Source organism: Mesorhizobium sp. M0019 (genome assembly GCF_040323975.1).
Taxonomy (GTDB): Bacteria; Pseudomonadota; Alphaproteobacteria; order Rhizobiales; family Rhizobiaceae; genus Mesorhizobium.
Genome location: NZ_JAMYVK010000014.1, coordinates 44,942 through 68,224 on the forward strand (window position 1 = coordinate 44,942; position 23,283 = coordinate 68,224).

Below are 23,283 nucleotides of genomic sequence, written 5' to 3' on the forward strand. Positions count from 1 at the left end.
TCAGTCCCTGCCCTGCGCAACGGTTCCGGTGATCGTCGACTTGGCCGCCAGCGGCCCGCCGCGCCAGAGATAGAGCGCCAGCAGCGGCTCCTTGCCGGTGCGCATGGCGTGGTTGATGTCAGAGGCATGATGGATCACCTCGCCCGCCGCTCGAAGGCGAAAACCGCCGTCGCCCATGCGCCATTCGGTGCCGCCGGTCAGCGGGATGTAGATCTCCTCCGCGACATGGTGATGATCGGGGTAGACGATGTCGGGTCCAAGGATCAGCAGGCCGGCCGCAACCTCTTCATTGACGAAATGCCCGCGTGTACCGAACACCTCCAGCCAGCCGTAATTGTCGATGAAAACCTTGCCGAAATCCGCCTCGCCATAGGTTTGCCCCCAGCGCAGATCGCCGCGACGCTCCGCAACCAGCCGCGCCAGCGGCTTGGCCGCAGCGGGAGCGAGTTCGACGATACGGTCGAGCTGAAGGAGACAAGGCAGTGCATGCGGTTCGAGCGGCCGGCCTGGCATGTCCCAGCCGATTCGGGCCACGGCGTCGCGCACCAGCGCATCATCGAACGTCTGGAGATAGGCATGGAAGCATCCAAGCAGTTCGTCGAAATTTGTCGTCACACTTTGCTCCAAAGCGCATTCGCGCACAGCGGCTGCGCAGATAGTTGGATCTAGACGGATCGGGTTGCGCGGCGGCATCATTGGTCTAGATTGGACGGCGCGCAAAGCCAAAAACGACAGGCCAGCAGGCCGGAAACATCAGGGAGCACGCCATGGACGCCGCTGTCGATGCGGGCACCAGCCAGTTCGAACTCAACGAAGACCAGCGCGCCATCCAGGAGATGGCGCAAGCCTTCGCCGCCGACCGTGTGGCGCCGAATGCACTCGACTGGGATCGCAACAAGTATTTCCCCGCCGATGTGATCCGCGAGACAGGTCCGCTCGGCCTTGGCGGCATCTATGTCCGCGACGACGTCGGCGGCTCGGGGCTCGGCCGGCTCGACGCCGTGCTGATCTTCGAGGCGCTTTCGCGTGCCGATCCGGCGTTTTCCGCCTTCATCTCGATCCACAACATGGCGGCATCGATGATCGACCGCTTCGGCAGCGACGAACAGCGCCGGCGCTTCCTGCCGAAACTGACCTCGATGGAATGGCTGGCCAGCTACTGCCTGACCGAGCCGGGCTCGGGATCAGATGCGGCTGCGCTGAAGACGCGCGCGACAAAGAGCGGCGGCGATTATGTGCTGAACGGCGCCAAGCAGTTTATCTCCGGTGCCGGCGACAGCGACCTCTATGTCGTCATGGCGCGCACCGGCGCCGACGGGCCGAAAGGCATTTCCACCTTCGTCGTGCCGAACGATGCGCCCGGCCTTTCCTTCGGCGCCAACGAGCACAAGATGGGCTGGCACATGCAGTCGACCCGCCAGGTCGTCTTCGAGGACTGCAAGGTGCCGGCGGAAAACCTTCTGTCGGCAGAAGGCGCCGGCTTCGGCATCGCCATGGCCGGGCTCGATGGCGGCCGGTTGAACATCGCTGCCTGCTCGCTCGGCGGCGCGCAATCGGCACTCGACAAGGCGCTCGCCTACACCGCCGAGCGCAAGGCTTTCGGCTCGAAGATCAACCAGTTCCAGGCGCTGCAGTTCAAGCTTGCCGACATGGAGACCGAACTGCAGGCAGCGCGCGTTTTCCTTTACACCGCCGCCTCGAAGCTCGACCGCAACGCGCCGGATGCCTCAAAATGGTCGGCGATGGCGAAGCGCTTCGTCACCGACACCGGCTTCAATGTCGCCAACGACGCCCTGCAGCTGCACGGCGGCTATGGTTATCTGCACGATTACGGCATCGAGAAGCTGGTGCGCGACCTGCGTGTCCACCAGATCCTCGAAGGCACCAACGAGATCATGCGCGTCATCGTCGCTCGCGCCCTGATCGGACGATAGAGAATTTAGTGAATAGTGAACAGTGAATGGTGAATGGTGAGGCTATCATATAGACCATGAGTAATACATGATCCCTACTGACTACTGACTACTGACTACTGACTACTAACTATTCACTATTCACTATTCCACTCACGGAGCGCCATTATGACCACCATCGCCTTCATCGGCCTCGGCAATATGGGCAATCCGATGGCCTCCAACCTGGTCAAGGCCGGGTATGCCGTGCACGGCTTCGACCTGGTGCCGGAGAACCTCGTCATTGCCAGGGAGCACGGCGTCGTCGTCATGGCCAATGCCGTTGCGGCGGTGAAGGATGCCGATGTGGTCATCACCATGTTGCCGGCCGGCAAGCATGTTCTGTCGGTTTACGCAGACATCGCGGCCAAGGCGAAAAAAGGCGCGCTGTTCATCGATTCCTCGACCATCGATGTCGAGTCGGCTCGAAAGGCCCATGCCATCGCCGCCAAGCACGGGTTGCTGTCGATCGACGCGCCGGTCTCCGGCGGCACGGGCGGTGCGGCGGCCGGCACGCTGACCTTCATGGCCGGCGGTTCGAAGGATGCCTTCGCCAAGGCCGAACCAATCCTCAAGCCGATGGCCGGCCGCATCGTTCATTGCGGCGACGACGGCGCCGGACAGGCGGCGAAGATCTGCAACAACATGATTTTGGGCATTTCGATGATCGGCGTTGCCGAGGCCTTCGTGCTGGCGGAAAAGCTCGGCCTGTCGCACCAGGCGCTGTTCGACGTCGCCTCGACCTCGTCCGGCCAGTGCTGGTCGCTGACCACCTATTGCCCGGTGCCCGGCCCGGTGCCGACATCGCCCGCCAACACAGGCTACAAGCCGGGGTTTGCCGCGGCACTGATGCTGAAGGACCTCAAACTGTCACAGGAGGCCGCACAGAGCGTCGGTGCAGCAACGCCGCTCGGCGCCGAGGCAGCCCAGCTCTATGCGCTGTTCAACGCACAAGGGAATGCCGGCGCGGATTTTTCCGGCATCATTAATTTCCTCCGTGGTGACCCCGCGTAAGCTCCAAGTTCACAGGTTTCGATCTGCCCAAAGCGGAAAGCCGGCAAATTTAGGTTTGCTTAAGCTCTTGCTAACCCTGCAGTAACGATATGCGTTTAAAACGGATTGCGAGGCGGACATCCGCCCGGCGCTCCGGATCAGGTCTCGCGTACCGGAGCCCGTAAGTTCCGCCGTTAGTTTCGCAAGTGTATTGTTGGCGAAGCGCCATGCGTATCTGGCAAAGCCGCGTTCCGATGGAGCGCGGTTTTTGCGTTTTCGCATCCTCGCCTGGCGAGCGCCCATTCAAACGCCGGGCGCCCGACATGGAGCGCCCGGCGATCGCCTCCCTAATGCTTGCGCAAATCTGCTTGCGCCAGGTCGAGCGCCGTGGCGATGCGGTCGCAGGCCATGTCGATCGTCTCACGCGTCCAGATCAGCGGCGGCGACAGGATCATCGTGTCGCCGGTAGCGCGCAGCATCATGCCCTGGACAATCGCGTGGTCGCGAACCATCACCGCCGCGCTGCCGGCCGGCAGGAAGCGCTCCTTGGTCACCTTGTCCTTGACGATCTCGATCGCCCCCATCAGCCCGAACGAGCGCACCTCGCCGACCAGATCGTGGCCGCCGAGGCGTTCCTGCAGCGCCCTGGCGAAGTAAGGCCCGGTGTCGTTCCTCACGCGCTCGACCAAGCCTTCCCGCTCGATGATCTCGAGGTTCTTCAGCGCCACCGCGCAGGCCACCGGATGCCCGGCATAGGTGTAGCCGTGATAGAATTCGCCGCCCTTTTCGACCAGCGTCGCCGCGATGCGGTCGCCGACCAGCAGCGCCGACAGCGGCTGATAGCCAGAGGTCAGCGCCTTGGCCGTGGTGATGGTGTCGGGCTCGACATCGAAGGCTTGTGCGGCGAACCACTCGCCTGTGCGGCCATATCCGGTGATGACCTCGTCCAGCATCAGCAGGACATCGTATTTGCGGCAGATGCGCTGCACCTCCGGCCAATAGCTCATCGGTGGGATCTTCACCCCGCCTGCCCCCATCACCGGCTCGCCGATGAAGGCGGCCACCTTGTCGGCGCCGGCTTCGAGGATCGCGTCCTCGACCGCTTTTGCCGCGCGCAGGCCGAAATCATGGTCGCTTTCGCCGGGCAGTGCGAGCTCATAGGCATAGGGCATCATCACATGGACGATGTTGGGCACGGCGCCGCCGAGCTGCTTGTGCATCAAATCCATGCCGCCGAGCGAGGCGCCGGCGATGGTCGAGCCGTGGTAGCCCATCTTGCGTGAGATGATGCGGTTCTTCTCGGGCCTGCCTTCCAGCACCCAATAGTGACGGACCAGGCGCAGCGCCGTGTCGTTGGCCTCCGAACCGGACGAGCCGTAGAACACCTGGTTGATGTGCCTTGGCGCGATCTCCGCCAGCTTTTTCGACAGCAGAACCGGCGTCGGCGTCGAGCATTTGAAGAAAGAGTTGTAGTAGGGCAATTCCTTCATCTGGGCGTAGGCGGCGTCGGCAAGCTCGTCGCGGCCATAGCCGACATTGACGCACCACAGCCCAGCCATGCCGTCGAGGATTTCCGTCCCTTCGGCATCATAGATGAACGGCCCGTTGGCGTGGGTGATGATGCGCGAGCCGATCTCGCGCATCTCTTTGTGGTCGGTGAACGGATGAAGGTGATGCGCGGCATCGATCTGCTGAAGCTGCTTCAGCGAATAATTCTGGTAGGTCATGTCTGGTCTTTCCTCTTGAACCAATCCGGCAGCTTTCGCGCCGGGGCGGATTCGTCAGAGGACAACGGGCGGCGAATAGCCGATGCGAGCGCAGAGCCGCAACAGCTCGGCGCGTAGCGTGCGCGACGACGGCGTCACCGCCACCCCAAATGCGCAACCCGATTTCGCCAGCCGAGCCATGCATGCACCTTAGGCTGCCTCGAGCCCTCAGTTCAAGCCGTGCCGGTCAAGCGGTCAATTGGTGCCAGTCAGGGCCCGCTGCAGGAAGACGTACTTCATCGCCGCCTGTGCGGCCTGCGGCCGCCGATCGCCGCGTCCGCCATGGCCGCCCTCGGTCTCCTCAAAGAACAGCGTCTTGCCGTGGCCGGCCGCCTGCAGCCGTGCCGCCATTTTGCGCGCATGCCCGGGATGGACGCGATCGTCGGCGGTCGAGGTCGTCAGCAACACCGGCGGATAGGCTGCATCCGTGTCTACATGCTGGTAGGGCGAATAGGCGGCGAGCCAGGCTGCCTCTTCCGGCTTCGCCGGATCGCCATACTCGGCCATCCATGACGCGCCGGGCGGCAGTTCGGTGTAGCGCAGCATATCGAGCAGCGGCACGTCGATGATCACTGCACCGAACAATTCCGGGTGCTGGGTCAGCGAGACGCCGGTCAGCAAGCCACCATTCGATCCGCCCTGGATGCCCAGCGTGGCGGGCGTGGCGATGCCGCGTTTGACCAGATCTTGCGCGACCGCGGCGAAATCGTCGAAGGCATTCTGGCGATTGGCCTTGAGCGCCGCCTGATGCCAGTTCGGGCCGAACTCGCCGCCGCCGCGGATGTTGGCCTGCACATAGGCATTGCCCTTCTCCAGCCACAGCCTGCCGCGCACGCCGGCATAGCCGGGCAGCAGCGGCACTTCGAAGCCGCCATAGCCGTAAAGCAATGTCGGCACGGGTCCATGCAAGTCGCGCCTCCTGACGACGAAGTACGGGATCATCGTGCCGTCCTTCGAGCGCGCCTCGAACTGTTCGGAGACCAGGGACGACGCATCGAAACGCGCCGGTTGCGACTTCACCGTTGCCAGCCCCGCGGCGTTGTCGTCCGACCAGATGATCGAGCTCGGCGTCAGGAAATCGGTGAAGGAGAAGGAGACGCTGGAACCGAAATGCTCGGCATGGCTGATGCCGACATTGCCGTTTTCGGGCAACGCCACGGGCTTGAACTCCCAGCAGCTGTCGCTGCGCTTGCCGGCGACGACCTTGCCGCGCACATTGTCCATCAAATTGATGAACAGCCGGTCCTGCGTGCGGGCAATACCGGCGATCGAGACACGGTGCGCCGGCTCGAGCACGGTATCGAGGGATCTGAATAGCCCGGTTTCGATCCAGCGCTCGAAATCGAGTGAATAGAGTCCGTCGGGCTTACACAGCGTGCCGTCCGGCGCAGTCCACGGGGTACGCACGCCGAAGACGAGCTGGCCCTTGAACAGCGCTGTATCGGTGACGTCGTCCGGCAACGGGATGCGCCTGTTCTCGCCGGAAGGCAGCCGCAGGAAACTGTGCGAGGCGAAGAAGTCGATGGTCCGGGCGAGGAAAACATGACGCTTGTCGCCGTCGAATTCGACGGACCCGCCGGCGGCAAGATCCTGCTTCAGCGCATCGAAGATCGGCATCGCCGCTTCCAGTGGCGTGCCGCGCCGCCAAAGCTTGACCACGCGCGGATAACCGGACTGGGTCTTGTCGTCCTCCTCGAAGGCGGCGGAAACGATAACCGTGTCCTCGTCCAGCCAGCTAAACCTCGATTTCGAGGCAGGAGCGCGAAAGCCGCCATCGACGAACGATCTGCTTTCGATATCGAATTCGCGCATCTCGCTGGCATCGCCGCCATCCGGCGACAGGTTGAGCAGGCAGCGGCTGAAGTCGGGGTAGAGCCGGCTGGCGCCGCTGAACACCCATTTCACCCCCTCTTTCGCCGCCAGACTGTCGAAGTCGATGATCGTCTGCCATTCCGGCTTGTCGGTCTTGTAGGAGGCGACGGTGGTGCGCCGCCAGAGGCCGAGTACGTTCGTCCGGTCCTGCCAGAAATTATAGACATAGCCGTTGATAGCGGCCCCGACGGCGATGTTATCCTCGGCTGTCATCAGGTCGAGCGCCGTCTCGAACGACGTCTGATAGGACGGATCACCCTGCAGCTCCCCGACCGTAACTGCATTTTGGTGATGCACCCAGTCGAGCGCCTGCTTGCCCCTCCTGTCCTCAAGCCAGAGAAACGGGTCTTCGGCCGCCGAACCCGGCTGGCCCTTGGTATTCGATTTGGTCATGAGGTCTCCGGTTGAGTCGGGTGGCGACATAGCCAAGATCGACATGGGGCCGCTTACATTCAAGTCATTCGTCAGAAACGGCGGCTTTCTGGCATTCACACCATCCGTCTTCGAATGACCGTTACAACTGCCAGCGCCAGGCAAATGGCACCGAGCGTCATTGGCAGGCCGCCGGCGCCAACAACATCCATGGCGCTGCCCGCCAGCGGCGGCACGGCGATGCCGCCGACGCCCCACATCAGCGAGAAGGCGGCGTTGCCGGCGACCAGTGCCGAGCCGGTGAACCGCTCGCCGAGTTCAATGATCGACATCGTGTAAATGCCGTAGGAAACCGCGCCCCAGATGAAGACGCACGGCCAGATCAGCGGCGTCTCGATGAGAACCGGCAACAGAACGCATCCGAGCACCGTCATCGAAACACAGATGAACCGCACCAGCCGCGCCGTCAGTCGTTCCGCCAGCAGGCCGAGCGGCACCTGCATAGCGATGTTGCCGGCGATCATCACCGACAGCAGCGCCGACATGCGCGCTTCCGCAATGCCGTAATGCGTTCCATAGACCGGCAGCAAGGCGAGCACCGCCTGTTCGAAACCGGCGGCCACGATCACCGCCGATAACAGCAGCCACGCCTGCGGCACGAACCCCAGCACCGAAACGCGGTGGCCGCTCTCGTCGACCTTGGGCAGCCGTGCCAGCACCGAGGCGAGGCAGGCGCCGCAAAACAGGAATGCGGCGATGCCGACGAGAAACGGCGGCCATCCCTCGGTGCCGACCGCAAGCAGGCACAGCGGCCCCGCCGCAAAGCCCGCCGAAATGATGGTCGAATAGATGCCCATGACGCGGCCGCGGCGTGCCGGCGGCGCCAGTGCGATCACCCAGACTTCGCTCAGCACGTAGAGCGGGTTGGTGACGGCGCCGATCAAAAAGCGCAGAGGAAACCACAGATAGACATTTTGCGTCCAGCCGATCAGCGCCAGCACCAGCGCGGAAAGTGCCGCGCAAGTAAGCGCGGTGCGCCCTGCCCCGAAACGCCGTGCCAGCGCCGGAACCAGCGGCGACGAGACGATGAAGCCGATCGGCGTCATTGCCGCCGACAGGCCGATCATGGCCGGCGAGACGCCCTGGCGCTGCAGGATGAAGCTCAACAGCGGATAGCTCAGCCCTTGCGCGATGGCGAACACCGAAACGGTGGCGATCACGCCGGTGATCGCCGCCAATTGCACTGTCTCGCCGCTGTCCTGTTCGGCCCGGTCCATGATGCAGGACTAGCGTTTCGCTTTCATCGCGGTAAGCACCGGCAACGAAAACCGCTTGCGCCAGCCGGAAGAGATAAGAGCCTGACGATCCCTCCGGCTGCCCTTCAGGCATGTCGCTTCCCTCGTCCTAGTGGTCGCCGCCTCCGCAATGGCTGGCCGACCGGCAGTCCATTATGCCGCCGCATTGCCGCAGCGTACGAGGACTATCATGACCGCCGCCCTTCAGCCCGCCGAACCTGCATTGGCAAACGACCGCGCCCGTCGCGGCGGCCGCGCGGGAAAGCGTGCCGGCGGATCGGCGGCGTTCGAGCAGCCTCCGTTTCGGCAGTTGAAGAACCCGCTGGCGCCGACCCGGCTGGTTTCCGACGACGAGCTGGAATCTATCCACCTCGCCTCTCTGCGCGTGCTGCGGGAAATCGGCGTCGACGTGCTGCATGACGAAGCCCGGCGCATTATGAAGGCGCATGGCGCCGATGTCCGCGAAGGCAGCGAGCGGGTGCGCTTCGACAGCGACATGATCCTGGAACTGGTTGCGCACTGCCCGCCGGAATTCACCATCCACGCCCGCAACCCGGCGCACAACGTGCGCTTCGGCGGCGATAATCTGATCATCTCGATGATGGCGTCGGCGCCCAATTGCTCCGACGTCGACCGCGGCCGCCGGCCGGGCAACCAGCAGGACTACCGCAACTTCCTCAAGCTTGCGCAGATGCACAACATATTGAACTGCACGGGCGGCTATCCGGTCGAGCCGATCGACATCCATCCGTCCGTCCGCCACCTTGAATGCATCCGTGACCTCGCCACGCTGACCGACAAGATGTTCCACATCTATTCGCTCGGCAAGGAGCGCAACGTCGACGGCATCGAGATCACCAGGATCGCACGTGGCATCAGCCATGAGCAGTTGCTTGCAGAGCCGTCGGTATTCACCATCATCAACACCAATTCGCCGCTCAAGCTCGACGTGCCGATGATGGAAGGCATCATCCAGATGTCGAGCAAGGGTCAGGTGGTCATCGTGACGCCCTTCACCCTGTCCGGCGCCATGGCGCCGGTGACGATTGCCGGCGCGCTGGTGCAACAGAATGCCGAGGCGCTGTCCGGCATCGCCTTCGCGCAGATGGTGCGCAAGGGCGCGCCTGTCGGCTACGGCGGCTTCACCTCGAATGTCGACATGAAGTCCGGCGCGCCGGCCTTCGGCACGCCGGAATATATGAAGGCGCAGCTGGTCGGCGGGCAGCTCGCCCGCCGCTACAACATCCCCTACCGCACCTCCAACACCTGCGCAGCCAACACGGTCGATGCGCAGGCCGCCTATGAAAGCGTGTTCTCGCTGTGGGGCGCCATCCAGGGCGGCGGCAATCTGATGATGCATGCCGCCGGCTGGCTCGAAGGCGGCCTGCGCTGCTCCTATGAGAAGACCATCCTCGATATAGACCTGTTGCAGATGGTCGCCGAGTTCCTGACGCCGCTCGATCTTTCCGAGGAAGCACTCGGTTTCGACGCCATACAGTCGGTCGGCCCCGGCGGCCATTTCTTCGGCACCCAGCACACGCAGGACCGCTACAAGACCGCGTTCTATGCGCCTATTATCTCGGACTGGCGCAATTTCGAGACTTGGGCGGAGGCCGGGTCGCCGACGGCACTCGAAAAGGCCAATCGCGTCTGGAAGGAACGGCTGGCGTCCTATGAAGAGCCCTACATGGATCCGGCAATCCGGGAGGAGCTCAACGCCTTCGTCGACAAGCGCCGGGCCGAAGGCGGCGCGCCGACCGATTTCTGATCATCTGATGAGTAGTCGACCCCCACTCCGTCGAGCTTCGCTCGACACCTCTCCCCTGATCGACGGGGTAGAGGAAGGGCGCGACCTTATTCCAGCCAGCCCCCTTCCTCTCCCTCTGGAGGTGGGAGAGGTGGCGGAGGTGGGAGAGGTGGCGCTGCGAAGCAGCGACGGAGTGGGGGAAGCCGTTCATGAAACGCGCAGTCGCCGCAAAATAGGTACAACGCAGCGATCACGAAAACTCAGGCAAGCAGGCAACCAGGCGGAAGCACTGCTTTGGCTTGAACTAAAGGCGCACAAGCTTGGCGGCTATCGCTTTACGCGTCAGTTCTCCATCGGCGCCTTTTTTGCAGACTTCGTCTGCGGCGAAAAATGGCTTGTTGTTGAAATCGACGGACAACAGCACGCCGGCAGTTCATATGACCGCCGCCGCGATGATTTCATGCGCGCCCAAGGCTACTCGATCCTGCGTCTTTGGAACCATGACGTCCTGAAACATCGTACTTCCGTCTGTGAAACCATTCTTGCCGCGCTTGATGGCAGGCTGGCCGGAAACATCGCTGTATCCGATCTCCGCTTTGTTTTCGCGCCCCGCTCACTCGATTCAATCTCTTCAAAAACGGATCTATCTTCATGAAATCTCATGCAAAAGCGGTTGTCATCGGCGGCGGGGTCGTTGGCTGCTCGGTGCTCTATCATCTGGCCAAGGCTGGCTGGACCGACATCATGCTGATCGAGCGTTCGGAGCTCACTTCCGGCTCGTCCTGGCATGCGGCGGGCGGCTTCCATACGCTGAACGGCGATCCCAACGTCGCCAAGCTGCAGGCCTATACGGTGCAGCTCTACAAAGAGATCGAGGAGATTTCCGGCCAATCCTGCTCGCTGCACCTGACCGGCGGCGTGATGATGGCCGACACGCCCGAGCGCATGGACTTCTTGCGGCTCGCCCACGCCAAGGGCCGCTATCTCGGTATGGACACCGAACTGATCACGCCGTCCGAAGCCAAGGCGATGTTCCCGCTGATGGACGAGACGAATTTCGTCGGCGCCATGTGGGATCCAGTCGAGGGCCATCTCGACCCTTCCGGCACCACCCATGCCTATGCCAAGGCCGCCAGGAAGCTAGGCGCCGAGATCGTACTGCGCAACCGCGTCGTGGAACTGACGCAGGAGGTCGACGGCACCTGGAACGTCGTCACTGAGCAAGGCACAGTCAAAGCCGAGCATGTGGTCAACTGCGGCGGCCTGTGGGCGCGCGAGATCGGTCGCATGGTCGGCGTCGAACTGCCGGTGCTGGCCATGGAGCACATGTATCTCCTGACCGAGCCGATGCCGGAGGTCGAGGAATTCAACAAGTCGACCGGCCGCGAGATGATTGGCGTGCTCGATTTCAAGGGCGAGATCTATACCCGCCAGGAACGCAACGGCATCCTGCTCGGCACCTATGAAAAGGCCTGCAAGCCGTGGTCGCCGGTCAACACGCCGTGGGATTTCGGCCACGAGCTGCTGCAGCCCGACATCGACCGCATCGCGCCGTCGCTCGAGATCGGCTTCAAGCATTTCCCCGGCATCGAAAAGGCCGGCATCAAGCAGATCATCAACGGCCCCTTCACCTTCGCGCTGGACGGCAACCCGCTGGTCGGCCCGGTGCAGGGCCTGACCAATTTCTGGTGCGCCTGCGCCGTCATGGCCGGCTTCAGCCAGGGCGGCGGCGTCGGCCTGGCGCTGTCGAACTGGATGGTCCAAGGCGACCCCGGCTTCGACGTCTGGGGCATGGACGTTGCGCGCTTCGGCGAATGGGCAACGCTGCGCTATACCAACGCAAAGGTCCGCGAAAATTATTCACGCCGCTTCTCCATCCGCTTTCCCAACGAGGAATTACCGGCGGCAAGACCAGCGCAGACGACCCCGCTTTACGACACCATGCTCGCCAACAACGCCGTCATGGGCGACAGCTGGGGTCTCGAAACCCCGCTCTGGTTCGCGCCGAGAGGCTCGGAGCCGAAGGACGTCGTGTCCTTCCACCGCTCCAATGATTTCCGCCCGATCGGCGAGGAGGTGCGCGCCACCCGCGAGAGGGTCGGCGTCACCGAGATCGCCAACTTCGCCAAATACGAAGTCTCCGGGCCCGGGGCCGAGGACTTCCTCAACCGTCTGATGACCAATCGCATGCCGAACACCGGCCGCATCGTGCTGACGCCCATGCTGAACGAGTTCGGCCGGCTGATCGGGGACTTCACCATCGCCAAGGCGGGCCCAAGGGGTGGGGAAGAACGCTTCATGATCTGGGGTTCTTCGGCAGCGCAAAAATACCACATGCGCTGGTTCGAGAAGCATCTGCCGAAGGATGGAAGCATCCGCATCCACCGCTTCGACCAGACGCTGGTCGGTCTCTCCATCGCCGGGCCGAAATCCCGCGACCTGCTGCAGAAACTGGTCGATGTCGACATCTCGACCAAGGCCTTCCGCTTTATGGATTTCCGCGAAATGGCGGTCGGCGGCGCGCCTTGCATGGTCAATCGCATCACCTACACCGGCGACCTCGGCTACGAGATATGGATGGCGCCTGCCTACCAGCGCCTGGTCTACAAGGCGATCAAGGAGGCTGGCGAAGAGTTTGGGCTTGTCGATTTCGGCATGCGGGCTTTGCTCTCTATGCGCCTTGAGAAGAACTTCCCGACCTGGTTCCGCGAGCTACGTCCGATCTACGGACCGTTCGAAGGCTCGATGGACCGCTTCATCAAGCTGGAGAAGAACGACTTCATCGGCCGGGAAGCAGCGGCCAAGGAACAGGCAGAAGGGCCGAAACTGCGCCGTGTCTCCTTCATCGTCGATGCCGCGGATGCAGACGTCATGGGCGACGAGCCGATCTGGGCCAAGGTCGGCGGCAAGGATTACGGCACCGTGGAAAAGCCGCATGGCTATGGCGCGCCGCGCTTCGACGCGGGCGGCAAGGAAGTGCGCGGCTCGAACGCCGCCGAAGGCGCGTCTGCCGTGCGCGGCATCGTCGACGGCGACTGGCGCGTGGTCGGCTGGGTCACCTCCGGCGGCTATGCGCATTATGTCGAGAAGTCGATGGCGCAAGGCTATGTACCGGCAGCGCTTGCCGAGAACGAGAGCGCCGGGCTGTTCGAGATCGAAATCCTCGGGCAACGGCGGCCGGCACGCATCAATGTCGAGCCGCCCTTCGACCCGAGCGGCGAAAAGATGAGGACGTAGGCGCAGCCAGCCGGTCGCATTGTGCGGAGCATACTCTTCATGCTAGCGCAGCCGGCAACACTCTGCTGGCAAGGGCGATGAGATTTCATTGAAGTACAATCTGAGATGGGCCGAGTGGCTGGCCGAGGGACGGATCGGCCCGTTCCCGGCGGCGATCGTCATGGTCGCGGCTTACTTTGCCTTGCAGACCATCATACTGTCCCTGTTGAGCTCTTGGGCGGGAACCGGCGTCGGCATCGATGATGCGGAGCAGCTGATCTATGTTCCGTATCTCTGGGCTGGATATGGCGGCTCGCAACCACCCCTGTACACCTGGATCAACTGGCTGGCCGCGCATGTTTTCGGCACCAGTATCTTCACGCTGAAGCTCGTCAAATACTCCGTGCTGTTCCTTGCCGCCTGCAGCGTGTTCGCCGCCATGCGGCGGTTCGGCTACACCAAAGCGACAGCGGCGGCGGCCATGTTCGGCCTGTTTACGATCCCGCAGATCGTCTGGGAATCGCAGCGCGCCTTGTCGCATTCCGTCGCCGTCGTCGGCTTCTGCTCGCTGCTCCTGCTGGCCATGGCCTATCTTCTCGAGCGGCGAAGCATGATCGCCTATGCGGCGTTTGGCTTGGCCACCGCGGCGGCAATTCTTGCCAAATATAATGATGTCTTCCTCGTGGTGGCCCTTGTTGCGGCCGTGCTGTCGCTGCGCGAATGGCGCAGCGCGATCCTCGATCCGAAGTTCGCCATCAGCATAGCGGTCGCGATATTGGTGCTGGCGCCAACCACCTATTGGAGCCTCATGCATCCCGCCGATTTATTGTCGAGAGGCGAAAAGTTCGGAATAGACGCGCAACAAGGGCGCGTGGCGGCGGCCTTTGTCGGCGCCGGCAAGTTTATCATGGGCACCTTCAATTTCGCGGTCTTGCCCGTGCTCGTTTCCGCCCTGGCTTTCTGGCTGGCGAAGTTCCGTTTCTCGGAGCGGCATCCGGAAGGTCCGGCCCGGGAAATTCTGTTGTGGCGTACCTTGGCGCTCGGCTTGGCCATGCTGGCAATACTTGTACTTGCCACCGGCGTGACGGTGGTCAAGGACCGCTGGCTGCTGCCGGTCCTGTTCATGTTGCCGCTGGCCATCGTCGCCACCATGGAACGGCTGGCGCCGCGCGGCAGGAATGCGCAGCTCCTGGTGATCGCGGCTGGAGCGATCATCGCCGTGCTGCTCGCGCCCGCCACCTGGTACGTCCAGGTAAACGGGACCAGTGGCCTCTCGCGGATGATCCGCGTGGATTACCCCGCCCTCTATCGCCAACTGACTGCGGACGGACCGGTCAAAACCGCAATATCTGATGGTGCATGGGTCGGAAACCTGCGGTTGGTCGACGAAAAACTGGTCGCACTTGACCAGGAAGTGCCTAATTTCGAAACGCTGATGCAGGAGCCGGCCGTACTCGTCTGGCTTGACCGAGACGATCCGCGTCCGGTCATTTTGGAGCAGCTCAAAGCGGCCGGCTATGAGCCGGACGGCCAACCACGGCAAATGATGGTTCCGCTGTTGCGCGGCACCGGCAAGTCCGCCCGGGCCGGCGCCTATGTAAGATTGAAGAGAATGGCGGTGGGAGAAGCCACGGCGCCCAAGGAAGGCGTTAGCGGAGGAGCCGAGGGTGGACAGGAACCCGACTGACCGGCCCCGTCATCACCGCAAGATCATGCCGTTCGAGCCCGACGGCTCGAATGATGTGCTGCGCAAAAAATCGCAGCTGAAGGCCACTGAACTCAACCAGCATGCGCTGGGCTATGGAGCGCTGGCGGAAGCCGAATGGCAGGCGGCGGGCATTGCTGCTCCTGACCTGCCCGCCATGCGCCGATACCGGCTCGAGCGCATCCGCGCCGAGCTGAAGCGCCGCGACTATGCGGGAGCCCTGCTCTACGATCCGGTCAATATCCGCTATGCCACCGACGCAACCAACATGCAGCTCTGGGTCGCACACAATCGGACCAGGCATTGTTTCGTTGCCACCGATGGCCCGGTGGTGCTGTTCGACTATTTCTCCTGCGAGCACCTTTCCGATCATTCCGGCGTCGTCGACGAGGTGCGGCCGGCGGTGTCGTGGGCTTATCTGTACAGCGGCGAGCTGACCGGTCAAAAAGTCCGCCGCTGGGCAGCCGGCATCGCCGACCTGGTATTGGAACATGGCGGCGGCAATCGCCGCATCGCAGTCGACCACATCAATCCCGAGGGCATCGAAGAGCTCGCCCGCCTCGGCATCTCGACCGGCAATGGCGAGGCGGTGATGGAAAATGCGCGGCTGATCAAATCGCCCGACGAAATCCTTGCCATGCGCCGGGCGATCGCCGCTTGCGAGGCGGCAATGGGCGAGATGGAGAAGGCGCTGAGGCCTGGCATCTCCGAGAACGAATTGTGGGCCGAACTCCATCGCGGCAACATCGCGCGCGGCGGCGAATGGATCGAAACCCGGCTCCTGTCGTCGGGTCCGCGCACCAATCCATGGTTCCAGGAGTGTTCGTCGCGGACGATCGAGGCCGGCGAGCTCGTCGCTTTCGACACCGACCTGATCGGTCCTTACGGCTTCTGCGCCGACCTTTCGCGCACCTGGCTTTGCGGTGACGCGCCGCCGTCGCAGGAGCAGCGCGACCTGTTCCGCATCGCCGCCGACCAGATCGCCCACAACACCGAGCTGATGCGGCCGGGCGTATCGTTCCGCGACCTCGTCGAGGGCTCGTCAGTGCCACCGGGAGACTGCTTCCCGGCCCGTTACGGGGTGCTCTATCACGGCGTCGGCCTTGCCGACGAATACCCGACTTTGCCGCATGCTAGCGACTGGACCGACGACACACCGGACGGAGTGCTCGAACCTGGCATGGTGCTGTGCGTCGAGAGCTATATCGGTCGGCTTGGCGGCTACGAAGGCGTCAAGATCGAAGAACAGATCCTGATCACTGAAACCGGCAACGAGAAGCTTTCGACCTACCCGCTCGACAATCGGCTGCTTGGCGGCTGAGCGACGCTAATGCATGTCGCGCAAAAGTGTGCAGCGGCTTTGCGATAACGACATGCATAAAACAAGAATCTAAAGCGCGTCGCATGAGGCCGACCGAACGCGACGCGCTCTATGCGAGCGCGGCGATCGCCTCGCGCATCGCAGCGACGATCGTTTCCGGCGTTGTCCTGGCCGTGATGAACGGCAAGCCTTTGCGCCGCCTTGTCCAGCCGACGACCGTCACCTTCTGCGCCGCCGGCTCGAAACTCTGCGCCAGCGCCCAGCTCTCGCAATCGATCGCCGCGACGTCCGCCCTGCCCTCGGCAACGGCAACGATCGAAGCACGGTGCCCACAGCTTTCGCTCAGCGCGGAAAAGATATCCAAACTCTCGCCCAATGCTTGCAGGTCGCGGGCTGGCGCGATGATGCCCGACATGGAATCGAGGCTGTTGAAGGTGAAGCGCTTGCTGCGAAGCTGATCGAGCGGAATGACGGCACCGCCGTCGGCCGGCGCCCTTGCCGGCGGTGCCTCGCCCGCCCTCATGACGATGGCGCTCGAATAGAGTTCGCCCTGTCCACCCTCGAAGGCGTCGTAACGCGGCTGGCCGACGAGCTGGACACGCTGCGACAGGCCGAGTTCCATCGGTCCCCAGCAGGTTTGCGCAAAGAGCAGCGCCGGATGCAGCCAGAGCTGGTGAAAATCCAGTTCGTCCGGCGGCAATGTCGCCGGATCGGGCGCGATGGGTTTTCCCTGATCATCGCGAATACCGCCAGGCACGGGGGGCAAATCGCCGGTGCGGCGGATGATCGTCTCCGGCGCATCGATGCCTTTTTGTCTGAAAGCATCGCGCAGCCGCGCCCATTGCGCGTCGACATCGTCCCGCGCTTCCGGCCAGTCGTACATCGGCAAAGCCGCAATGAATTCGCTCATGCCGGGATTTGACCGTTATGCGGGGAAATTGACAAGGTCAGGAAAGCGTCGTCCGCGCGGCACCGCCTGCAACAACGCAAGAATCATTCTTTCGGCGGCTCGGCGGGTACCGGCGCACTGCCAAGCCCATTGAGGCTGCGTGCCCTGACACGCGGCTTGAACGCGCGTCCCGGTTCCGGCATGCGCCGCAGCACGGGATGGACGACCGGCTCCTTCGCCTTGAAGGCATAGGCCTTGAGCAGCGCGAAATAGTTCGGATAGGCGTAGCCATTGTTCATCCGCAGCCATTCATCGCGGCGGTCGCGAAACACCTTCGGCAGCCTGTACCAGGCCACCGTCGGGCTCTTGTGATGGACGAAATGCAGATTGTTGTTGAGGAACAGGAAGGACAGCGGCGAGCGCTCGACGATGATCGTGCGGCCTTCCGGATGTTCAGACCATTGGTGCTCGGCGTAGGTGCGGATCGAAATCAGCGACTGCCCAAGCCACACCGGCACCAGTATGTAGAGCCATAACGGCATGCCGAAGCCGAACTGCACGACAGGCAGCACCACGACGAGGCCGATCGCATGCAGCAGCCATGCCTTGCGGATGGAATTGTCGCCCGCAGCAACCTGCCTGGCGTCGTCGATGAAAAAGCCGATGCAGGAAAGCCACGGGCCTAGCACCAAACGCCCGATCATCGTGTTGTTGACCTTCAGCAGGAATTTCATCGCCGACGGCAGCTCCTCGTGCTGCCAGAGAGCCTTGTAATAGCTTTCGGGATCATCGAGCGGATCGGTCAGGCGCTCGTCTGCATGGTGGCGCAGATGAATGGTCTTGAACCGGCGAAACGGCCAGACAAGGCCAATCGGCAGGAACACAAAGGCTTCGTTGAGCCGCGCATTCCGGGTTGGGTGGCCGTGCAGGACCTCGTGCATCAGCGAGGATTGCAGCGCCGCAATCAGGGTCAGAAAGGCGAGTGCCAGCAGCGGGTAAGAGGGCCAGAGCAGGAAGCCGGTAGCGAGCCAGCCGCCGTAGCAGAGAAGTGCGAGAAATACGGTCGGCCATTCGATGGTCGCTGCGCCGTGTCGCTTGTTGCCCATGCTCGTCATGCTATCGACCACTGCCTTCCAGTCGCCGGAACCCGTTTGATTCCTGACAACATTGTGTCAGGAGCGTTGCGTCGGCGCAACGCGATAAAGCGCACAAACTGTTGCGATTGCGCATTTTCAGCTGCATATGTTATGTATTGTAAACAAGCTCGTAGATTCATTTGCGCTCGAAACGCCATGTAGACCGCTTCGGCGCAAAATTTTGCTACGTCAGGGAGAGTAGGGATTTGGACAAGCGCGACCTGTCGACGATCTTTCGCGAGCGCCTGAAAATGCTCTTGACAAGGTCCGATTTGAACCAGTCGGCCTTCGCCGCCGCGGTTGGCATCGACCGTTCGGCACTGTCGCAGCTGCTCTCCGGCGCCTCGACCCGCCTTCCCCGTGCTGAAACGCTGCTCAACATCGCCGCCGAATTCAAAGTCTCGCTCGACTGGCTGCTCGGCCTCAGCCACGATGAGGGCGTCACCGGTGAAATCCGCGAGAGCCTTGAGATCGAGGAGGCGCCGGACGGCTTCGACCGCACGCTGCTGGCTCGCTGGCATGCCGAGGCGGCGGGAACGAAAATCCGCTACGTGCCGGCCGGCATTCCCGACCTTCTGCGCACCGAGGCGCTTGTCGACTACGAAGCCGTCATCGCCAACAAGAGCCGCGAGGCACAGGCCGGCGAAACGCAGTACCGCATCGACTATAACCGCCGGCCCGAAACCGACATGGAAGTCTGTATGCCGCGCCACACGCTGGAGATCTTCTCGCGTGGGCTGGGCGTGTGGGACCGCTTTCCGGAGGCCGACCGCCACCAGCAGCTCCTCCATATGGCGACGCTGCTCGACGACCTCTATCCCACCTTCCGCCTGTTTCTCTATGACGGGCGGATGCGCTATTCGATCCCATACACCATCTTTGGACCCTATCGCGCCGCCATTTACGTCGGCGACATGTATCTGGTGCTGAACGCCACGCAGCCGATCCGCATCCTGACCAGCCATTTCGACAATCTGATCCGTGCCGCGGACGTCAACGCGCATGAAGCGGCCAGCTTCACACGAAAGCTGGCGGAGATGCGATTTTGACCGGTTGCTCTACGCGCCGACATTGACGGCACATAAAGAATTCTTTATATCCTTATCTCAGTTATTCTTCCGCGAAGGCGTATTTCACATGACCAATCCGATCGACGCTCTGCTTGCCGAAAAGGGCGTCCTGCTCGCCGATGGCGCCACCGGCACCAATCTGTTCGCCATGGGCCTTGAGGCCGGAGAGGCTCCCGAGCTCTTGAACGAGACCGCGCCCGACACCATCACCAGCCTGCACCAGAACTTTGTCGATGCCGGCGCCGACATCATCCTGACCAACTCTTTTGGCGGCACCCGCCATCGGCTCAAGCTGCACCACGCGCAGGACCGCGTCTATGCGCTGAACAAGCGCGCGGCCGAGATCGCAAGCGCCGTCGCCGGCAACGCTGGCCGCAAGGTGATCGTGGCCGGCTCCGTCGGCCCGACCGGCGAGCTGCTGGTGCCGCTCGGCGCCATGACCTATGACGAGGCGGTCGAAGCCTTTGCCGAGCAGATTGAGGGGCTGAAGGCCGGCGGCGCCGAAGTCGCCTGGATCGAAACCATGTCGGCGCCTGACGAAATCCGCGCCGCCGCCGAAGCCGCCATCCGCGTCGGCCTGCCCTATACCTATACCGGCTCCTTCGACACCGCCGGCCGCACCATGATGGGACTGCTGCCGAAGGACATCCACGGCGTCGTCGATGGCCTGTCGCAGACACCGCTCGGTGTCGGCGCCAATTGCGGTGTCGGCGCCTCCGACATTCTCGCGTCGCTGCTCGACATGACCGAGGCGAAGCCGGAAGCAACGGTGATCGTCAAGGGCAATTGCGGCATTCCCGAATTTCGCGGTGCCGAGATCTACTATTCCGGCACACCCGAGCTGATGGCCGACTATGTGCGCCTCGCCGTCGATGCCGGCGCCAAAATCGTCGGCGGCTGCTGCGGCACCTCGTTCCAGCACCTCGCCGCCATGCGCAAGGCGCTCGATGCGCACACCAAGTCGGATCGCCCGACCGTCGAGCAGATCGTCGAACGCATCGGCCCGATGCGCAACAAGCAGGCTACGGTCAACGTCGCCGAGACCAGCGAAGCCCGCCGCGAGCGGCGCCGCGGACGCGCCTGACGCTTTCGTCTGCGACATGGTCCGCGCGAAGCAGTGCGGCCGCGAAAAAAGGCCGGCAAGGTTTCCCTCGCCGGCCTGCCTCACCCGCCCGTAGGCCGGCTCCCCCTATCAGAACGATCCCATCTGAAAGAAACCGGCCGTCATTGCCACTACCGGTTACCGCCGAGCGCCGAGGCAAGGCGCACAAGCGAGAGGAACTCGGACCGGTATCCAAACGGGTCGGCTCCTCTGGCGGCGGTGGCAATCTCCATGATCTTGTCGTAGCCGAACTTCGCGGTCGCATCCTCGTCGCGCAGCTTCTGGCCGAAGGCAGCAACGGCAACGGAGAAACGCTGGTCGGTGCTGGCCTGGTCGAACGACGCCACCTCGTTGGCTGACGTTACCGGCGTGGTGATCAGCTTCGAGGTGTCCTCGTTCGGCAGCTTGTAGCGGATCTTGACGAAAGCATATTCGTCGGCATTGGCGACACCGCCATTGTTCACCGAGGCCTGGCCGTAGCGCAGCTGGTCGATCTGTTCGCCGCCGCTGCCCTTAGGCGTGATCTCGTAGATCGCGGTGACTGAATGACCTGAGCCGATCTCGCCGGCATCGACCCGGTCATTGTTGAAATCCTCTCGGTTCAAGGCGCGGGTTTCGTAGCCAATCAGCCGGTACTCCGAGACCTTGTTCGGGTTGAACTCGACCTGGATCTTCACGTCCTTGGCGATGGTGAACAGTGTCGAGGAGGCATCCTCGACCAGCACCTTCTCGGCCTCCGCCAACGTATCGATGTAGGCAGCAGTGCCATTGCCGTTCTGGGCGATGGTCTGCATCATCTGGTCGTTCAGATTGTCGCGGCCGAAGCCGAACACCGACAGGAATACGCCTGTCTTGCGCTCCTTTTCGATCAGCCGCTTCAGGTCGTCGTCGTCGGTCTGGCCGACATTGAAGTCGCCATCGGTGGCGAGCATCACCCGATTGATGCCGTCCTTGACGAAGGATTTCTGCGCCAGCCTGTAGGCTTCCTTGATGCCGGCCTCGCCTGCCGTCGAGCCGCCGGATGTCAGATTGTCGATGGCAGCGAGGATCTTGTCCTTTTCCGAAGCCTTGGTGGGCTCCAGCACGGTACCGGCATCGCCCGCATAGGTGACGATCGAGACGGTGTCGTCAGGTCTCAGCTTGTTGACCAGCAGCCGGAAGGCCGACTGCAGGAGCGGCAGCTTGTCCTGCTCGTTCATCGAGCCCGACACATCGATCAGGAAGACCAGATTGGCCCTGGGCTGCTCGGCCGGCTTCACGTCGAAACCCTTGATGGCGACATGCATCAGCCTGGTGTGCTCGTTCCACGGCGTCGGCATGACGCTGACGGTCGAGTTGAACGGCGTCGAGGCGGAGTCCGGGCCTTTCCAGTCATAGGGGAAGTAGTTGACCATCTCCTCGACGCGAACCGTGTCGGCCTGCGGGATAAAGCCTTCCTTCAGCGAGCGCCGGACGAAGGAATAGGAAGCGGTGTCGACATCGATCGAGAAGGTCGAGACCGGGTCTTCAAGTGCGGCATGCACGGGGTTGGTCTTGAAATTCTCGACACGGTCGCGGTTTTCCTCTTGCGGCAGCATCTGGTCGGCCGGCGCAGCGGCGGGCTGCTGTGCCATCAGCTTGGGCTCGGCAACCGTGCCAGGCATGCGTCCGACCCGCGCGCCGCCATCGACTGCCGGAGCCGCGGAGCTTGCACCCCCATCCAGCGCGAACTCGCCGCTCTGCGCCGGTTCAGGTGCATTGCGGCTGAGCACATCCTGCTGCGTCAGCCCGCCGACCGCGGTCGATTCCGCCTTCGGCGGCGATGTCGGCGCCACAAGCGCCTCGCCGGTGTCGCGGCTTTCACTGTCGGCGTCCGCCTTCTTCTGCTTGTCCGCTTCGGCAACGACCGGCGGTTTGACGGTCGCCGGTTTGTCAGCCAGCGTTTCGGTGATCTTACCCCCGCCGAATTTGGATTCCCCCAGCATATAAATGGTAGCGTATCCGGCGATCGGCAGGGCAACGAGCCCGGCAATGGCCGGCGTGGCGAAGAGTTTCTTTTGCATGATTTCGCTCCAGAGCCTTTGTGCTCGCTCTGTGAGACGAAGCCCGCTCACCGATCCTTGGGCGCCCGGCAAAGTTTTTTCTTCCATGTCATAGGCGCGCAGCGCGGCCTGCAGGGCACGCGCCTTTGCATCCGCATCGGGCGCCGGTGCAGCGATATCGCGCAGCCTGTTCAGTTGATTGTCGTCGACCATGGTCACACTTCCCCGGCTGAACGCATCAGCGTCTTCAGCCGTTTCTTCGCTTCATGGATGTGCCAGGAAACCGTCGTCTCCGAGATCGCCATCGCCTCGGCGGCGGCGGCGTGGCTCAGCCCTTCGCCATAAACCAGCAGCACCGCATCGCGCTGCTTGTCCGGCAGCTTGCGCACCGCTGCCCAGAGCGCCTCGGCCGGGTCTTCCGGCTCAGCCGAGATTTCCCCCGAAATCAGCGCATAGGCGCCATAGGCCTCGGTCTTGACCGTCTCGCGGGCGGTCTTGCGCATCATGTCGCGCGCCGCATTCAGCGTCATGGTGTAGAGCCACGTCGTGAAGGCACCGCTGCCGTGATAGTCGCGGATCGCCCGCCCGAGCCGGACGCAGACTTCCTGGGCGATGTCCTCGGCGTCGGCCTTTTTCCCGCACCAACGATAGGCGGCGCGATAGACGAAACCATAGTGCCTTTCGAGCAACTTGCCGAAAGCACCCCGGTCTCCGCCCCTCGCCCGCCCGATCAGTTCGGCGTCGGAGGCTTCGCTTTCGTCCAGCATCATCGCCATCATTTGCCTGTTGGACGAAGGCTAATGGCGGTTCCTTGGGGCGATGGAAA

The 23,283-nt window shown here is 62.9% G+C and carries 17 protein-coding genes; 9 read left to right on the plus strand and 8 right to left on the minus strand.

Annotated features, from left to right (window positions below):
• The gene (locus tag NKK47_RS12775; protein ID WP_352577074.1) at positions 1–615 is read right to left on the minus strand and encodes a dimethylsulfonioproprionate lyase family protein; all 615 of its coding nucleotides are present in this window, start codon (positions 613–615) and stop codon (positions 1–3) included.
• A gap of 152 nt (positions 616–767) precedes the next feature.
• Here NKK47_RS12775 and NKK47_RS12780 point away from each other — a divergent pair, with 152 nt between their 5' ends.
• Both NKK47_RS12780 and mmsB read left to right on the plus strand, forming a co-directional pair.
• Entirely contained in the window at positions 768–1,934 is a 1,167-nt protein-coding gene (locus NKK47_RS12780; RefSeq protein WP_352577076.1) for an isobutyryl-CoA dehydrogenase, read from the plus strand.
• 147 nt (positions 1,935–2,081) lie between these two features.
• Positions 2,082–2,966 carry a 3-hydroxyisobutyrate dehydrogenase gene (gene mmsB / locus NKK47_RS12785; RefSeq protein WP_352577078.1) on the plus strand — a complete coding sequence of 295 codons (885 nt, stop codon included), beginning with the start codon at positions 2,082–2,084 and terminating at the stop codon, positions 2,964–2,966.
• Positions 2,967–3,292: 326 nt separating this feature from the next.
• On the opposite strand, the gene NKK47_RS12790 is transcribed toward mmsB, so the two are convergent.
• From NKK47_RS12790 to NKK47_RS12800, 3 genes are all read right to left on the minus strand, one after another.
• Positions 3,293–4,672: an aspartate aminotransferase family protein gene (locus NKK47_RS12790; protein WP_352577080.1), complete on the minus strand. Its 1,380-nt coding sequence runs from the start codon at positions 4,670–4,672 to the stop codon at positions 3,293–3,295.
• Between the two features lie 234 nt (positions 4,673–4,906).
• A complete protein-coding gene (locus NKK47_RS12795) occupies positions 4,907–6,976 on the minus strand; it encodes a prolyl oligopeptidase family serine peptidase (protein ID WP_352577082.1) in 2,070 nt (689 codons plus the stop codon).
• Between the two features lie 95 nt (positions 6,977–7,071).
• A complete protein-coding gene (locus tag NKK47_RS12800; protein ID WP_352577083.1) occupies positions 7,072–8,232 on the minus strand; it encodes an MFS transporter in 1,161 nt (386 codons plus the stop codon).
• 208 nt (positions 8,233–8,440) lie between these two features.
• On the opposite strand from NKK47_RS12800, the gene NKK47_RS12805 reads away from it, so the two are divergent.
• The 5 genes from NKK47_RS12805 to NKK47_RS12825 all read left to right on the plus strand — a co-directional run bounded on the left by NKK47_RS12805 (position 8,441) and on the right by NKK47_RS12825 (position 16,239).
• Entirely contained in the window at positions 8,441–10,018 is a 1,578-nt protein-coding gene (locus tag NKK47_RS12805; protein WP_352454599.1) for a trimethylamine methyltransferase family protein, read from the plus strand.
• A 130-nt stretch (positions 10,019–10,148) separates the two neighbouring features.
• Positions 10,149–10,652 carry an endonuclease domain-containing protein gene (locus tag NKK47_RS12810; protein WP_352454600.1) on the plus strand — a complete coding sequence of 168 codons (504 nt, stop codon included), beginning with the start codon at positions 10,149–10,151 and terminating at the stop codon, positions 10,650–10,652.
• On the plus strand, positions 10,649–13,234 hold the full coding sequence (locus tag NKK47_RS12815) for a GcvT family protein (protein ID WP_352454601.1): 2,586 nt from the start codon (positions 10,649–10,651) through the stop codon (positions 13,232–13,234). Before NKK47_RS12810 ends, NKK47_RS12815 begins: the two co-directional genes overlap by 4 nt.
• A gap of 88 nt (positions 13,235–13,322) precedes the next feature.
• Positions 13,323–14,900, plus strand: coding sequence for an ArnT family glycosyltransferase (locus NKK47_RS12820; RefSeq protein ID WP_352454602.1), 1,578 nt, complete (start codon positions 13,323–13,325; stop codon positions 14,898–14,900).
• A 25-nt stretch (positions 14,901–14,925) separates the two neighbouring features.
• Positions 14,926–16,239: a M24 family metallopeptidase gene (locus NKK47_RS12825; RefSeq protein ID WP_352454664.1), complete on the plus strand. Its 1,314-nt coding sequence runs from the start codon at positions 14,926–14,928 to the stop codon at positions 16,237–16,239.
• 109 nt (positions 16,240–16,348) lie between these two features.
• On the opposite strand, the gene NKK47_RS12830 is transcribed toward NKK47_RS12825, so the two are convergent.
• Both NKK47_RS12830 and NKK47_RS12835 read right to left on the minus strand, forming a co-directional pair.
• Positions 16,349–17,149, minus strand: coding sequence for a phosphate/phosphite/phosphonate ABC transporter substrate-binding protein (locus NKK47_RS12830; RefSeq protein WP_352454603.1), 801 nt, complete (start codon positions 17,147–17,149; stop codon positions 16,349–16,351).
• An 83-nt stretch (positions 17,150–17,232) separates the two neighbouring features.
• Complete coding sequence (locus tag NKK47_RS12835; protein ID WP_502903553.1) at positions 17,233–18,234, minus strand: fatty acid desaturase; 1,002 nt, start codon at positions 18,232–18,234, stop codon at positions 17,233–17,235.
• 236 nt (positions 18,235–18,470) lie between these two features.
• Here NKK47_RS12835 and NKK47_RS12840 point away from each other — a divergent pair, with 236 nt between their 5' ends.
• Entirely contained in the window at positions 18,471–19,313 is an 843-nt protein-coding gene (locus tag NKK47_RS12840) for a helix-turn-helix domain-containing protein (protein ID WP_352454605.1), read from the plus strand.
• A gap of 88 nt (positions 19,314–19,401) precedes the next feature.
• Positions 19,402–20,418, plus strand: coding sequence for a betaine--homocysteine S-methyltransferase (gene bmt, locus NKK47_RS12845; RefSeq protein WP_352454606.1), 1,017 nt, complete (start codon positions 19,402–19,404; stop codon positions 20,416–20,418).
• 149 nt (positions 20,419–20,567) lie between these two features.
• Here the strand turns inward: bmt and NKK47_RS12850 are convergent, their stop codons facing one another.
• Together NKK47_RS12850 and NKK47_RS12855 are read right to left on the minus strand one after the other, a co-directional pair.
• Positions 20,568–22,670: a vWA domain-containing protein gene (locus tag NKK47_RS12850; protein ID WP_352577085.1), complete on the minus strand. Its 2,103-nt coding sequence runs from the start codon at positions 22,668–22,670 to the stop codon at positions 20,568–20,570.
• 2 nt (positions 22,671–22,672) lie between these two features.
• Complete coding sequence (locus tag NKK47_RS12855) at positions 22,673–23,233, minus strand: RNA polymerase sigma factor (RefSeq protein WP_352454608.1); 561 nt, start codon at positions 23,231–23,233, stop codon at positions 22,673–22,675.
• Positions 23,234–23,283: the final 50 nt, after the last annotated feature.

Excerpts from the sequence above, each read along its gene's own strand:
- NKK47_RS12805 (WP_352454599.1), top strand. The coding sequence starts at position 8,441 with ATGACCGCCGCCCTTCAGCCCGCCGAACCTGCATTGGCAAACGACCGC.
- NKK47_RS12795 (WP_352577082.1), bottom strand. The coding sequence starts at position 6,976 with ATGACCAAATCGAATACCAAGGGCCAGCCGGGTTCGGCGGCCGAAGAC.
- NKK47_RS12825 (WP_352454664.1), top strand. The coding sequence starts at position 14,926 with ATGCCGTTCGAGCCCGACGGCTCGAATGATGTGCTGCGCAAAAAATCG.
- bmt (WP_352454606.1), top strand. The coding sequence starts at position 19,402 with ATGACCAATCCGATCGACGCTCTGCTTGCCGAAAAGGGCGTCCTGCTC.
- NKK47_RS12855 (WP_352454608.1), bottom strand. The coding sequence starts at position 23,233 with ATGGCGATGATGCTGGACGAAAGCGAAGCCTCCGACGCCGAACTGATC.
- NKK47_RS12835 (WP_502903553.1), bottom strand. The coding sequence starts at position 18,234 with ATGGGCAACAAGCGACACGGCGCAGCGACCATCGAATGGCCGACCGTA.
- NKK47_RS12850 (WP_352577085.1), bottom strand. The coding sequence starts at position 22,670 with ATGGTCGACGACAATCAACTGAACAGGCTGCGCGATATCGCTGCACCG.
- NKK47_RS12815 (WP_352454601.1), top strand. The coding sequence starts at position 10,649 with ATGAAATCTCATGCAAAAGCGGTTGTCATCGGCGGCGGGGTCGTTGGC.
- mmsB (WP_352577078.1), top strand. The coding sequence starts at position 2,082 with ATGACCACCATCGCCTTCATCGGCCTCGGCAATATGGGCAATCCGATG.
- NKK47_RS12800 (WP_352577083.1), bottom strand. The coding sequence starts at position 8,232 with ATGGACCGGGCCGAACAGGACAGCGGCGAGACAGTGCAATTGGCGGCG.
- NKK47_RS12830 (WP_352454603.1), bottom strand. The coding sequence starts at position 17,149 with ATGAGCGAATTCATTGCGGCTTTGCCGATGTACGACTGGCCGGAAGCG.
- NKK47_RS12790 (WP_352577080.1), bottom strand. The coding sequence starts at position 4,672 with ATGACCTACCAGAATTATTCGCTGAAGCAGCTTCAGCAGATCGATGCC.
- NKK47_RS12780 (WP_352577076.1), top strand. The coding sequence starts at position 768 with ATGGACGCCGCTGTCGATGCGGGCACCAGCCAGTTCGAACTCAACGAA.